The organism is Pseudomonas sp. RA_15y_Pfl1_P11, from assembly GCF_963970975.1.
Lineage (GTDB): Bacteria > Pseudomonadota > Gammaproteobacteria > Pseudomonadales > Pseudomonadaceae > Aquipseudomonas > Aquipseudomonas tritici.
Map to the genome: position 1 here is coordinate 183,507 of NZ_CAXAOY010000011.1, position 12,522 is coordinate 196,028.

Sequence of the window (12,522 nt, forward strand, 5' to 3'; positions counted from 1 at the left end):
AAAAATCGCCCACGACCTCAAGGTCCAGGCGACTCAACGCTCCATCCGTATTCATGACTATTCGCGTGCTGTCCGTTGGCGCGTCCTGCCGTACAACGTTCATTAGCTGACCTTGACCTGACCGCTGCCATCCAGGCATGCAGAGAAACTGACCTGGCGCTTGAAACCATCCACTTCCAACAGGCCTTCGATATTGAAGGACAGCCGAAGCTGATCGTGATCACGCGGCAGGGAGATGACGCGCACATCGCTCAGGCGCGACTCGTAGGCTTCGATGAAGTTCTCGATGGTCAGACGGGCCTGACTCAGAGAGTCATGCAGGCTCATGCGCATGTCATTGAGATCGGGGAGCCCATAGTCGGACAGCGTTTGCACGCTGCCCGCTCGGGTGCTGAGCATCTTCGCAAGATGGGCAGCCACCGACGCCATGGCGGCGACCTCACGGCTCCAGCCGGCGCGTTTGCCCGCGTCGCCACCCAGGCGTTCGAAAAGGCTGCCGTATCCAGTCATAAGTCAGGCTCCGCTTACTCTTTATCCAGCTTGCCAACCAGCGACAAAGTGAAATCGGCGCCCATGTACTTGAAGTGCGGGCGCACGTTCAAACTGACGCGGTACCAACCTGGCTCGCCTTCAACATCACTGACGATGATCTGCGCCGCACGCAAAGGACGACGGCCACGCACTTCGGCGCTGGGGTTTTCCTGGTCGGCAACGTACTGGCGGATCCACTTGTTGAGCTCGAGCTCCAGATCGGTACGCTCTTTCCACGAGCCGAGTTGCTCGCGCTGCAGCACTTTCAGGTAATGGGCCAGGCGGTTGACGATCATCATGTAAGGCAGCTGGGTGCCTAGCTTGTAGTTCAACTCCGCCGTTTTGCCTTCGGCGCTGATGCCAAAGAACTTGGGCTTTTGCACGGAACTCGCGGAGAAAAACGCAGCGTTGTCGCTGCCTTTGCGCATGGTCAAGGAAATGAAGCCCTCCTCGGCCAGTTCGTATTCGCGACGGTCGCTGACCAGCACCTCGGTAGGAATCTTGGTTTCGATTTCGCCCATGCTTGCGAAATGATGCAGCGGCAGGTCTTCAACCGCACCACCGCTTTGCGGGCCAATGATGTTCGGGCACCAGCGGAACTTGGCAAAGCTATCGGTCAGCCGGGTGCCGAACGCGTAGGCGGTGTTGCCCCACAGATAGTGTTCGTGGCTGTTGGCGACGGTTTCTTTGTAAACGAAGGATTTGACCGGATTCTCTTCCGGGTCGTACGGATTACGCAGCAGAAAGCGCGGTACGGTCAGGCCAAAATAACGGGAGTCCTCGGATTGACGGAAACTCTGCCATTTGGCGAACTGCGGGCCTTCGAAATGATCTTTCAGATCTTTCAGGTCCGGCAGGCCGGTGAAGCTTTCCAGACCGAAGAATTTTGGGCCGGCCGCCGCAATGAACGGCGCGTGAGACATGCAGGCAACGCTGGACACATATTGCATCAGCTTCACGTCCGGCGAGCTTGGGGACATAAAGTAGTTGGCGATGATCGCCCCCACAGGCTGACCACCGAACTGACCGTATTCAGCGGTGTAAACGTGTTTGTACAGGCCAGCCTGCATCACTTCCGGCGAATCTTCGAAGTCATCCAGCAGGTCTTCTTTGGAGACGTTGAGGATTTCGATCTTGATGTTTTCGCGGAAGTTGGTGCGCTCAACCAGCAACTGCAGACCCCGCCATGCGGACTCCAGAGCCTGGAAATCCGGGTGGTGCAGGATCTCGTCCATCTGGCGGCTGAGCTTGGCATCGATCTCCGCGATCATGCGGTCCACCATGGCCTTCTTGACCGGCTCACCGTTGTTCTGCGGCTTGAGCAACTCTTCGATAAAGGCCGACACACCCCGTTTGGCAATGGCGTAGGCGTCGTCGTCCGGGGTCAGGCGGGTTTCGGCGATGATGCTTTCAAGAATGCTGTATTCACCATTCTCTTTGTTCTTTTGCTGTGCTGCGCTAGTGCTCATTGTGTAGGCTTCCTTGGCTGATAGTGACTCAGGCGTCTGGGGCGGCGGCGTTCAACCCGAGCTCGCCCAGCACGCGACCGCGTGATTCGTCGTCGGCGAGAACGCCTTCGATAGCTTTGCGGAACGCAGGTGCATTACCCAACGGGCCTTTGAGGGCAACCAGCGCGTCGCGCAATTCCATCAGTTTTTTCAGCTCAGGCACTTGCTCGACCAGCGAGGCCGGGTTGAAGTCCTTCATCGAGCTGACACGCACATTCAGCGCCAGCTCTTCAGTGTCGCTTTCCTCCTGGAGACGGTTCGGCACACTCAGTGTCAGCTCCAACTCTTGCTTGGCCAGCACTTCATCGAAGGTCATTTTGTCGATACCGATCGGCTTGCGATCTTCGACTTTGCGTTCGTCCTTGCGGTGGGTGTAATCACCGATCGCCAGCAGTTTCAGCGGCAGTTCAATCTCTTCCTGGGCACCGCCAGTGGCGGGTTTGAAAGTGACGTTGATGCGCTCTTTGGGAACTACAGAGCCTTCTTTGGCCATGCTTTTTCTCCTTGCGGTTGTGGTCTTGGGGCCTATTCGAGTACCACTTCAAGATCGAGGTGGCACAACCTGCGGTAAATGTCTTCTTTGCGTTCACGCACCGCATGGTTTTGCGGCAATAGCTCGCAACAGCTATGCAGTAGATGCAGAACTTCGAGTACTAGATCGGGCTCCCAGGCTTGCAGGCCCGAGTCGTATAAAGTTCGGTCGAGGATCTCGAGCTGAGTCTTGGCCAGTTCGTATTTCTTGGCGGCGAAGCACAGGCGGGCCAGAGCAAGTTGCCAGAAAAATCGAACCCGGCCGCCGTGAGCGCTATGCAGGCCCTGCTTGAGAATCTGTACGGCGGCCTTGAGACCGTCTTTGCGCAAGATCGGCAGGACGCCTTCCAAGGCAAGCTCCCAGGCTGATTGGGTGTCGCTCGCTTCAACCTTGCGCGGTGTACTGGGGGTTTGCAGGTGCGGGGTGACGTTGGCACTGATCCAGGTGCGAGTGGCCGGGTCGGCGAACGGCGTACCGTCGTGAAAACGTAGTTCGAGGACGCCGGGCAGTCGCTGTATAAACAACGCGAAGTGAATTTCCACTTCACGCATGGCCATTTCGGCGTTCAGACCCTGCAAGCATTCCCAGACCATGCGTTGGCCATCGAACCAGAATGGCGCCTTCGCCAAACTCGCCTCCAGCGCCACGAGCAGGTCTGCGTAACGGGCTTGATCGTATTCCTCCTGATAGCTCTTCAGCTTGTCCATCGGCAAACCGCGCAAGGCCGTGATCTGCTCGGCGTTGCGCTCGGGAAGCGCCTCGATGGGCAACCACAGCAGCGTGCGACTGAGACGCAACGCACGCAAATCTGTGGCTTTCTGCTTGAGCCACCAGGCACACAAGGGACGAGCATTTTCCTGCTGGGCGCGCACCGCCTTATGCGCATCTTTTTCGTTGTTGATCGGTGCGCCGGGGGCAAACAAATGCGTAGCGACTTGCTTTACCTGCGCAACGGCAGCCCCCACCACGCCCGCTTCAACCTGGTTATCAGCGGCGCGCTGGACCAGGTTTTTCAGGCGGCGGGAAATCGGCAACAGCAACGGTGCATCGTCGCCCAACTGCTCCGTGCACACGGCATCGAGCCTTTCCAGATGTTCCACCATCCGGCGGAACAACGGCAGCTGCTCTTTGATCGCGATGCTTTCGTTTAGCAGTTGCTCAAGGCGTGGCACCAACCAGCCAAGAGCAGCGGCGCGGGTGCGGCTCTTGCGCGGGTGAACTTCAGCCCAATGGTGTTCACACAGGTGTTGCAGAAAACCGAGGCCAGCCAGCAAACCCTGGAAAGATTCGCGCTGATAGAGACCCCAGGTCAACCACACACCCACTCGTAAATCCTTGGACAGGGTGCGAAGTAACGTTTCGCTGTCTTCACAGATTTTCAGCCAGTCGATCTGACCGCTTTCGTGCATGGACTGGGCTTTAGCCAGCTCGCTTTCCAGCGCTTCGTATGCGCTCGAAAAACGCACGTCCTCGCCCGCGAAACACGCTCTGGAAATAGAGATTTTCGCGAGTTCAAGATAATGAGCGGAAAGTTTGCTGGAGTAGGACATCCATGACCTTTGATTGATTAAGATTGCCACGTCACAACCCATGAATAATTTCACGGCGCCGAACTGTAAAAAATTTGAAACTTTTGAATTTGTTGTTGCGAGCGCGCCCGGATTCTAAACTCACGACGTGGAAGCTTTGGCACTTACGTTATCGTCGACCGAACCTCACTGATTTAAGTCAGACTGCACGCTTAAGGATGTGCTTATTCTTCTACATTTCTGAACTGGCGTAAGCTTTGAGAGGCGCTGGCAAAAAACAACGGATACATCTTAATACCCAGCGCATCACTCAGAAATATAAGACTTTTCTGAAAAAGGATAGGGAAAATTCCTGCAAGCCAAAATCTCACCCCGCCTGTAAACCTGAGACCAAACAGCCATCATGCGCAACAAGTTGCACACTAAATTGTGGAAAACCCTGTGGATAAATCGCTGCAGATCTTATATTTAAAGAGCTACAGACAAGTGCGCAAGAAGTTGCACAGCGCTGCGCAACTTCTTGCGCACTTTTTGGGGTGTTTTTCATGTAATACGCCCGACCCAACTGCAACTTTTCCGGCATAACCTTGATATACAAGGCATTTAACTTTGTTGGCATAAACCTTGTAAGAGTTTACGGCACCTGCAGTGCAAACTTGCCTGCGGGTTCCTCTATTTTCAGCAAGGAGCAACCATGGCTACGCCAGCGTATATGTCCATCACAGGTACCAAACAGGGCCTGATCACTGCCGGTGCGTTCACCGCTGACTCGGTCGGCAACACGTATCAGGAAGGTCATGAAGACCAGGTCATGGTGCAGGGTTTCAACCACGAAGTGATCATTCCGCGCGATCCGCAATCGGGTCAACCCACCGGTCAACGGGTGCACAAGCCCGTCAAGATCACCAAGGTGTTCGACAAGTCCTCGCCGCTGTTGCTGGCCGCGCTGACGTCCGGCGAGCGCCTGACGGAGATCACTATCGAGTGGTATCGCACCTCGGCCGCCGGTACTCAGGAACATTACTTCACCACCAAACTTGAAGACGCGATCATCGTCGACATCAAGGACTACATGCATAACTGCCAGGACCCGGCGAACTCGCACTTCACCCATCTGGAGGACGTTGAGTTCACCTACCGCAAGATCACCTGGACCCACGAAGTGTCTGGCACTTCCGGTTCCGATGACTGGCGCACCCCTGTCGCCGGCTGATAGGGGCAGGCGGTTTCACGGCATCCACCTCTTTGCGGGTTGATGCCGTTTTGTGTGTTGTCTTCTCTCAGCCAAGGATAAGCGTATGTTCGCGCCGGCCAATGCTGCGCATTTTGCGTTATTGATCCCTTCTGTTCGCCACGACTTCAAGGTCCTCGCCTTCGAGGGCACGGAAGCGATCAGCAGCTTGTATGCGATCCAGATTGAACTGGTCAGCGAGTCGCCGGATTTCGACCTTGAGCGTCTGCTCGGGCAGCCGGCTTTTCTGCAGTTCGGCCTGCACGGGGAAGGCCTGCATGGGCATATCGAAGAGGTGCTGGTGGGCGAGGCCGGCAAGCGCCTGACCCGTTATCAGCTGACTTTGGTGCCGGCCTTGCACTATCTGCAGTTCAGCCACAACCAACGAATTTTCCAGCACCTGACGGTGCCGCAAATCATCGCCCAGGTGCTGAGTGGGCATGGCATTCAGGCCGATGCGTATGCCTTTCATGTCAGCACCAGCCCGGAGCGCGAATACTGCACGCAATACGCTGAGAACGACTTCGCGTTCATCCAGCGCTTGTGTTGTGAGGACGGGATTGCCTGGCACCACCAGCACAGCCAGGAAGGTCATCAGTTGGTCTTCACCGAGGATCAGACCTACTTCCCCAAACTGGGCGCGACGGCTTATCAGCAAGGCTCGGGCATGGCCGCCGAGCAGCCTGTCGTCAGCCAGTTCGCCGTGTGTTTCAGCACCCGCACCAGTACCACCACGCATCGCGGTTATGACCTGGCACGGCCAAACCAGTTGCTCGAAAGCCAATTCACTGCCGAGTTCAGCCCGACACTCGAAGACTATCGTTACCCGGTGCGGCATAAAAACGAAAAGCTTGGCAGACAACTCGCCCGCCAGGCCCTGGAGCGCCATCGCCGTGACTATCAGCTGGCTGAAGGCAAAAGCGATCAGCCCAGCCTGCGCAGCGGGCACTTCTTCGACCTGACCGAACACCCGCGCCCAGCCTGCAACGCCTTGTGGCTGCTGCTCAGCGTGACCCACTCAGGCAAACAACCGCAGGCGCTGGAGGAAGCGATCAGCAGCGACGTCACAACCGAAGACGGCTTCACCCAGGGTTACCGCAACAGCTTCAGGGCGATCCCCTGGGACGTGTTCTATCGTCCGCCGCTGGTCACGCGAGAATCCGTCCTGGTCAGCCAGACCGCCCGCGTCACTGGCCCCGCCGGGGAAGAAATCTTTTGCGATGAATACGGACGGGTCAAGGTCGAGTTTCATTGGGACCGCGCCGAACTGGGCAGCGACAAAAGCAGCTGCTGGCTGCGGGTCGCATCCAGCTGGGCAGGCGAAGGTTTTGGCGCGGTGACCGTGCCGCGCATCGGCATGGAAGTGCTGGTGACCTACCTGGAAGGCGATCCCGACCAGCCGCTGATTACCGGTTGCGTGCCGAACAAGGTCACACCGCTGCCCTATCCCTTGCCGGCGAACAACACCAAAACCGTCCTGCGCAGCCACAGCTCACCGCACAGTGGCGGCTACAACGAACTGTCGATCGAAGACCGCGCAGGGCAGGAACTGATCTACCTGCGGGCCCAGCGCGACCTGGAGCAGAAGGTCGAAAATGACAGCCGCCTGGAAGTGGGCAACGAGCGCCGGGAAACCATCAAGGGCAACAGCATCGCGGTGTTCGAAGCTGAAGAACAGCGCACCATCACGGCAGACCGCAAAGTCCAGCTCAAGGCCAACGACTACCTGGAAGTCGCCAGCAGCAGCCACGCGCGTATCGGCCAGACACTGGCGGTTGAGGCAGGACAACAAGTGCACCTCAAGGCCGGGGCTCATCTGATCCTGGATGCAGGGGCCAGCATCACCCTGAAAGGCGGTGGCCAGCATATCGTGATTGGCCCTGGCGGTATTTTCAGTAGCACCGAGATTCAAATAGGTGGTGCGCCCGCAGCGGGGACCGCTGCTGCTCCAGAGTTGCCGGGGATACCTGTGGCAGCGCTGACCATGATCGTCAACACCCTCCCCATGGAAGCGCTACTCAAACAAAACGCTGTTTTCCGTGAAGCGACCTCCGGAATTTGTCCGGTATGTGATGCCGCCCAAGAGCAGTTGGACGCCGAGGGGGCTCAAGCATGATATCCATGACCCCGAAAAAGGGGCTACTCCTGCTTGACGGCGCTCAGTATGACGACGCTTTTGATTGGTTGAACGAGCACTACGGTCTCGACAATCCCCTGCCACTCTTCAAGGGAACATCGTATGAACCTATTGCCGGGGCCGGGCCATTTTTACTCAATGCCTCATTCGGCAGTACCGCTTATAACGAGTGGTGGGGCGGCGGCGACTTGCAGCGAGGCGTATGGCTGGGCTCTCTTAAAAGCGCCAATCAATTACTTCCAATCCTGCAACGACGCTTACGCATTTTTGATGAACAGCGCCGCGAACTTTGGTTACGCCTGGCCGATGGCCCCGCGCTGAATCGCGCACGGTTGGCCGGTGCCCAATGGCCTGCTGGTTTTTGGTGTGGCGTGGATAGTGTCTGGTTGCGACATGGCGGCGACTCAGTGCGTGCATGGACGAACGAAACGCCTGAGCGTGATTCTGCTATCGCGGATAAAGGTTTAGCGGCACAAATCATCTTGCCAAATGCGCTCTTGCACGCGCTCAGCTTACCCGCCAACACGGAACAACATTCATGAGCCCATCCAATGAAGCGCCCTACGGGACGTGCCCGCTTTTCGCCGCTGTTTTGCCTCTGCGCTATGCCTTGGGTCCCACGGCAGCTGTCGATATCAGTGCCCATGGTCTGCCCCCGCTGAGCGGACAGTTTCCAGATCTTGGGCCGCGCCATCCTGACTTGGCCGAGCAAGACCTTAATTACACCTCGCGCTTGCTGCGGGATGGTTGGCTCTACGTCTGGGAAAGCACTCCACCCAAGTTGGTGGAGTATCAGGTCGAATCAGCGCAACTCACGCAAACCTCACGGGCAGGACGGGTGATTGATACCCGAACCCAACCACACCTACTGCTCAGAGCTGGCGATTCTGCCGGTTTGGTGTGGTCGCCAGTTCGATGGAGTGAGCCGCAGTACCAGGCCGCCAAAAAAGACCCCGCCGTGCGTCAGCGCGTCATGCGCAGTTTTGTGCCGGGTACTGCACCGTTCAGTGGCCAAGTGGACTCTATCAACAAGCAGATTGGCGAATACAGCGATGCAACTCGCTATGGCTGGAGCAGTGAGCCCGAAACGGAGCACGCGCCCAACTGGCTGAAAGTGCTCAAGCAGATGGCACGTTGCGAACAGCACACTTATGCTGTGATTGATGATGCTTGGGGCGTGCTGCTCGATCTCGCTGCGCTGATGCGCGCCCGTAAAGCGGGGTTTGACAGTTATCAGGAACATCACGCGGAAGAGTGGGCCATTGCGGGTGTTTTAAAGTCCTTGAGCGATAATGACGCGCAATTGAAAACGCAGTTGCCCTCAATCACTCGCTATGACGAGTTGAGTCTCGCCTGGGAAGACCAGAACACGCAGGAAGACCGCTATACCGCCGACATGCGCCGGCTGGCGCAGCTCTGGGTCGATTGGTTCAACACCTTGCAGGTGAATGGCCCCTCCAGCATGGACACCGCCTGTGGCCACTTCGACATCTCTCAGCCCTCCAGTCGCGAGGCCTTGGAACTGCATTTCGCTGCCGCCTGTTTAGGTCCGGCGAATACCAGCCCAGGAGCCAAGGCCATAACGTTAAGCCTTGAAGGTGATGCGCAAGGTAAACCCTGGTTGCTCTGGGCATTGCTTGGGTTACCCAAAAGGCTTGGCATTGGAGAAATAAAGTACCTGATCGACTTGAGCGATGCTGCCCACGACAATGGCGCATCGCTAAAAGAAGGCGCCACTCAGATGGCTAAAGCCTTTGGTTATGCCGAGGCGATGAACAAGGCGGCTGAAAAGCTGAGTCAACGGGCTCCGGCGTCCAGTATTGAAGCTTTATTTCTGTCCCTTGCGCCGGCTGCTGGGCTGCACTTGCACCAAGCGGAAAATGCCGCCAGCACCGCTGGGCGCATTTACATGGCCGCCGCGTTAGCCCGCAGTGGGCAGCGTATTCAAACCTTGGGTATCACACCGCGCCAACTGGGCGAGTGGTACAGCGACCTGATAGGCACCCGCAACACACTGCCTGCCAGGCTCAACGTGACGCCTCTGGCCGGTGCCGTGAGCGAAAGCATTCCGTTTATGCACCTGGTGTCGGCCAGCACCAAGCTGCAGCGGTTGCCGGTCAACCTGCTAGCGAGCGCTGATCTGAGCAGTGCGTTTGACTTGAAGAGTGCACTGAGTAAAGCACCGATCAAGTGTTTGGTAACGCTGATGGCGGGGGTGAATTTTGTTTGGGCGACGGATCAGTTTACCGGCAATCAATCAGTCAAAGGAGGGTTCGGGGTAGCAGGGGCTCTAATCGGTGTTGGCGCAGCAGGCGCAGCGGTATTCCAGAGAGTGGCCGAGGTTGATTGGGCATCAGCCGTCCGGCAGAGCGGTGGCACCTCAATTTCATCTCGGCTACTTTTGGCCAAGGCTTTGGGGCGCGCCGCCACTACAGCTTTGGCGCAAGGCGTTTTTCTGGCGTTCGACGTCGTGCTTTATGGGGTAGACGCCTTTGAGGCCTACAAAGCGGGCGACTTTGACACCATGGCCGTGAACTTGGCAGTGGCTGGCGCTTCGCTGGCCAGTATCAAAATTCAGGTCCAGGCGTTCCGGGCGCTACGGGTCGCACGGGCCGCGGTGATAGGCGGGGATGCGGCGACTATTGCCAGGGGGCTCAACGTAGTGCCGCACCTGGGAGCCAAGTTACTGGGGCTCGCGGTGGTTATTGTGGGCGGGGTCATTGCCCGTCTTTATACGGCAGACTCGCCGCTGGAAAAATGGGTGAAGAACAGCCACTTTGGTATCCGCCCGGACGACACCTGGTCAAGCAGCTACATCCTTTCCATGGACAATCTGTACCCCATTCTGTTTCCCATCAGCTTTGATGCTCATCGGCTGGCAGAAATGAACCCCTATCAAGGGCAAGTCGTCTCCACTTACCTGTTGCTAAAGCTGCCCGGCGAAAACGTGGAGCTGACCGACGGTATGATTCATTTCACCGGCCAGGAAGTTTGGGGCGACACACTCGGATATCACGCCGATAAAATCCAAAAGGTCGAGTGGACAGGTAAAGACTTTGCCCGGCATAGCGGTACCCGCGTTCCTGTGCCCGCCGGCATCACCCCTTATCGTCGTGTGTACCATGAGGACGGAGTTAGAGACTTGCGGCGCATCGAGGGCGATTTGATCTATTCCCCACAAGAAGGACTGATGCTGCCTGCGGTAAAAATCATGGAGCGAGCATGGATATGAATACGCCGGGACAACCCCGATATAGCACCACACCCACGGTCATGCTTGAGGCAGACAAATCGACGGGAGAGCAGCCGATGGAGTTGTTTATCGTCGATGAGCACACCGAGTATTACCTGGCTTTGCAAGCAGGCGGGGAATCTGATCGAGGAATACTTTCTGGGCTTGGTGGATGGGTTTTTATCGGAGGTTTAGGTGTGGGTATTTACAGTCTTATGCAAAGCGCTGAGCTAAAGGGGCTGTACATCATGCTTGGAATTTGTCTGCCGATGTTTTTGGCGCCATTCCTATGGGAAACCCTGCGCCCTTTACCTTTGCCCATCTTGTTTAACCGCCGAACCCGCGAAGTGTACTTCGATCATGACGGTGATCTTTACCACGCTCCATGGGATGGCATTTCTGCCGTGGCCAATGAGTTTCAGCTAGTGGGCACCCAAATCGGTGGAATGCAAAGCGCTTCGCTTGAAATTCGAGTGTGGAAATTTGAAGAACCGGAAAACGCACTGATGATCAGCCTTGGTGCGCCGTTCGGTAAATCACTGGCGATGCAAAAAGGTTTTTGGGAGTACATCCGTGCCTACATGAACAACGGCCCTTACTTCGACGAACACGGTAATCACAGTGAATCGGATGCGTTCGTAAAAAGCCAGCTGGACGTGCGATTTAAAATGAGCGATAGCTTCAAGCATACCCTGGCGCAATTAAAACAAGCGAAAAAGGAAGCGGGCGGCAAGAATTACTTAGGCGCCGAGGATGCTGCAAAGCTGATACTCGAGCCAATGTTTTACCCTCTGGATCGAATCCAGGAATTCACCTACAGCATTGCAAAACGCCGCTCTCGCAACCGCTGGCCAAGCGTTGTTGCTGAGCGCTTGAAAGCCAATGGACCTACCACGCGACTTGTTGACTTGGAATGCGAGATCGCGGCGAGCCAATAATGTATCGGTGTGCTGCTTTTGTTTTCGAAGTTTTGCTATGTGTCGTTCTATTTACCTAAAAAATGCAACAGGTAATGGACCTTGTCCTGCCTGATATTAAAATAAAGGAAAAACATGCAAGCTATTTTTAATTTGAAAGTTGCCCTTGAAATCATGAGTTGGGCGTGTGGAAGCTTGGTCGTGACTTCGATTCTTCTTTTTTTTCCGATTCTTCAGTTTCAGAATTATTTTGGGTTGTGGTTGGTAGGCGCGTCGATCTTGGTGACTGTAATACTTTTCGTCACTTGCTCCTTCGCAAGGCGTGATCATAAAGTGAGCATTTCAATCGTTCCGGAAGGGTTGATGTTTCGCGATGAGGCCGATGGTTATAATCGCCAGGACCTGATCCGATTTGAAAAAATACGTTCGGTCCGCGCTCGCCGAAATCCATTTTTTCAAACGCTTATCATTGACTTGAAAGAACAGAACCAACGATTTACTCTGAGTAATGTATTACTCCCCGAAGATTTTCTTTCGCAGATACAGGCGCAAATTGGCGGTACAAATTCTCACGTTTGACGCCGTGCTGTTATGGGGTCGAAGATTTTGCTACATCAATGATGTCAGTATTGTTTTTTATATGGCTAACATAGGGTTCTCTACAAAGAATTCCCCCGCCCCTATCCGCGGACACGATGATTTCGGCCTTCGTGTGCCCATGGAACCGGGAATTTCGGTCTATCGTTGTGTTTGTCACGAAGAGGGGTACTTGATATGCGGTAAGCGATCCATCGTCTACACATTCAAAGCTGCCATTTGATGCCTGATGCTGGGCTCCCGATATCCTTCAGGAGCCCGCCGTCATGATGCGCCCCGACGCCAAAGTTGAAAAAGTGTACCTCTAC

At 55.9% G+C, this 12,522-nt stretch carries 10 protein-coding genes; 6 read left to right on the top strand and 4 right to left on the bottom strand.

Features of this window, described 5'->3' with window-relative positions; genetic code table 11:
• Positions 1–102 precede the first annotated feature (102 nt).
• Genes tssE through tssA form a run of 4 tightly spaced genes read right to left on the bottom strand, consistent with a single transcriptional unit; the run spans position 103 to position 4,121 of the window.
• Entirely contained in the window at positions 103–510 is a 408-nt protein-coding gene (gene tssE / locus AACY44_RS16025; protein WP_339530628.1) for a type VI secretion system baseplate subunit TssE, read from the bottom strand.
• 14 nt (positions 511–524) lie between these two features.
• Complete coding sequence (gene tssC / locus AACY44_RS16030) at positions 525–2,000, bottom strand: type VI secretion system contractile sheath large subunit (RefSeq protein WP_339439528.1); 1,476 nt, start codon at positions 1,998–2,000, stop codon at positions 525–527.
• Between the two features lie 28 nt (positions 2,001–2,028).
• The gene (tssB, locus tag AACY44_RS16035) at positions 2,029–2,532 is read right to left on the bottom strand and encodes a type VI secretion system contractile sheath small subunit (RefSeq protein ID WP_339439527.1); all 504 of its coding nucleotides are present in this window, start codon (positions 2,530–2,532) and stop codon (positions 2,029–2,031) included.
• Positions 2,533–2,564: 32 nt separating this feature from the next.
• Positions 2,565–4,121 (bottom strand): type VI secretion system protein TssA, encoded by a 1,557-nt coding sequence (gene tssA / locus AACY44_RS16040; protein ID WP_339439525.1) that lies wholly within the window; start codon positions 4,119–4,121, stop codon positions 2,565–2,567.
• Positions 4,122–4,794: 673 nt separating this feature from the next.
• Here tssA and AACY44_RS16045 point away from each other — a divergent pair.
• The 6 genes from AACY44_RS16045 to AACY44_RS16070 all read left to right on the top strand — a co-directional run bounded on the left by AACY44_RS16045 (position 4,795) and on the right by AACY44_RS16070 (position 12,196).
• Entirely contained in the window at positions 4,795–5,313 is a 519-nt protein-coding gene (locus tag AACY44_RS16045) for an Hcp family type VI secretion system effector (RefSeq protein ID WP_339439523.1), read from the top strand.
• Positions 5,314–5,398: 85 nt separating this feature from the next.
• On the top strand, positions 5,399–7,447 hold the full coding sequence (locus AACY44_RS16050; RefSeq protein WP_339530631.1) for a type VI secretion system Vgr family protein: 2,049 nt from the start codon (positions 5,399–5,401) through the stop codon (positions 7,445–7,447).
• On the top strand, positions 7,444–8,010 hold the full coding sequence (locus tag AACY44_RS16055) for a DUF4123 domain-containing protein (protein WP_339439520.1): 567 nt from the start codon (positions 7,444–7,446) through the stop codon (positions 8,008–8,010). Before AACY44_RS16050 ends, AACY44_RS16055 begins: the two co-directional genes overlap by 4 nt.
• On the top strand, positions 8,007–10,700 hold the full coding sequence (locus tag AACY44_RS16060; RefSeq protein WP_339530633.1) for a toxin VasX: 2,694 nt from the start codon (positions 8,007–8,009) through the stop codon (positions 10,698–10,700). The genes AACY44_RS16055 and AACY44_RS16060 overlap by 4 nt, the downstream gene beginning before the upstream one ends.
• Complete coding sequence (locus AACY44_RS16065) at positions 10,691–11,638, top strand: hypothetical protein (protein WP_339439517.1); 948 nt, start codon at positions 10,691–10,693, stop codon at positions 11,636–11,638. The genes AACY44_RS16060 and AACY44_RS16065 overlap by 10 nt, the downstream gene beginning before the upstream one ends.
• Positions 11,639–11,752: 114 nt before the next feature.
• Complete coding sequence (locus AACY44_RS16070) at positions 11,753–12,196, top strand: hypothetical protein (RefSeq protein ID WP_339439515.1); 444 nt, start codon at positions 11,753–11,755, stop codon at positions 12,194–12,196.
• Positions 12,197–12,522: the final 326 nt, after the last annotated feature.

Coding starts and splice junctions, on each gene's coding strand:
- tssE (WP_339530628.1), bottom strand. CDS start 510: ATGACTGGATACGGCAGCCTTTTCGAACGCCTGGGTGGCGACGCGGGC.
- tssC (WP_339439528.1), bottom strand. CDS start 2,000: ATGAGCACTAGCGCAGCACAGCAAAAGAACAAAGAGAATGGTGAATAC.
- tssB (WP_339439527.1), bottom strand. CDS start 2,532: ATGGCCAAAGAAGGCTCTGTAGTTCCCAAAGAGCGCATCAACGTCACT.
- tssA (WP_339439525.1), bottom strand. CDS start 4,121: ATGTCCTACTCCAGCAAACTTTCCGCTCATTATCTTGAACTCGCGAAA.
- AACY44_RS16045 (WP_339439523.1), top strand. CDS start 4,795: ATGGCTACGCCAGCGTATATGTCCATCACAGGTACCAAACAGGGCCTG.
- AACY44_RS16050 (WP_339530631.1), top strand. CDS start 5,399: ATGTTCGCGCCGGCCAATGCTGCGCATTTTGCGTTATTGATCCCTTCT.
- AACY44_RS16055 (WP_339439520.1), top strand. CDS start 7,444: ATGATATCCATGACCCCGAAAAAGGGGCTACTCCTGCTTGACGGCGCT.
- AACY44_RS16060 (WP_339530633.1), top strand. CDS start 8,007: ATGAGCCCATCCAATGAAGCGCCCTACGGGACGTGCCCGCTTTTCGCC.
- AACY44_RS16065 (WP_339439517.1), top strand. CDS start 10,691: ATGGATATGAATACGCCGGGACAACCCCGATATAGCACCACACCCACG.
- AACY44_RS16070 (WP_339439515.1), top strand. CDS start 11,753: ATGCAAGCTATTTTTAATTTGAAAGTTGCCCTTGAAATCATGAGTTGG.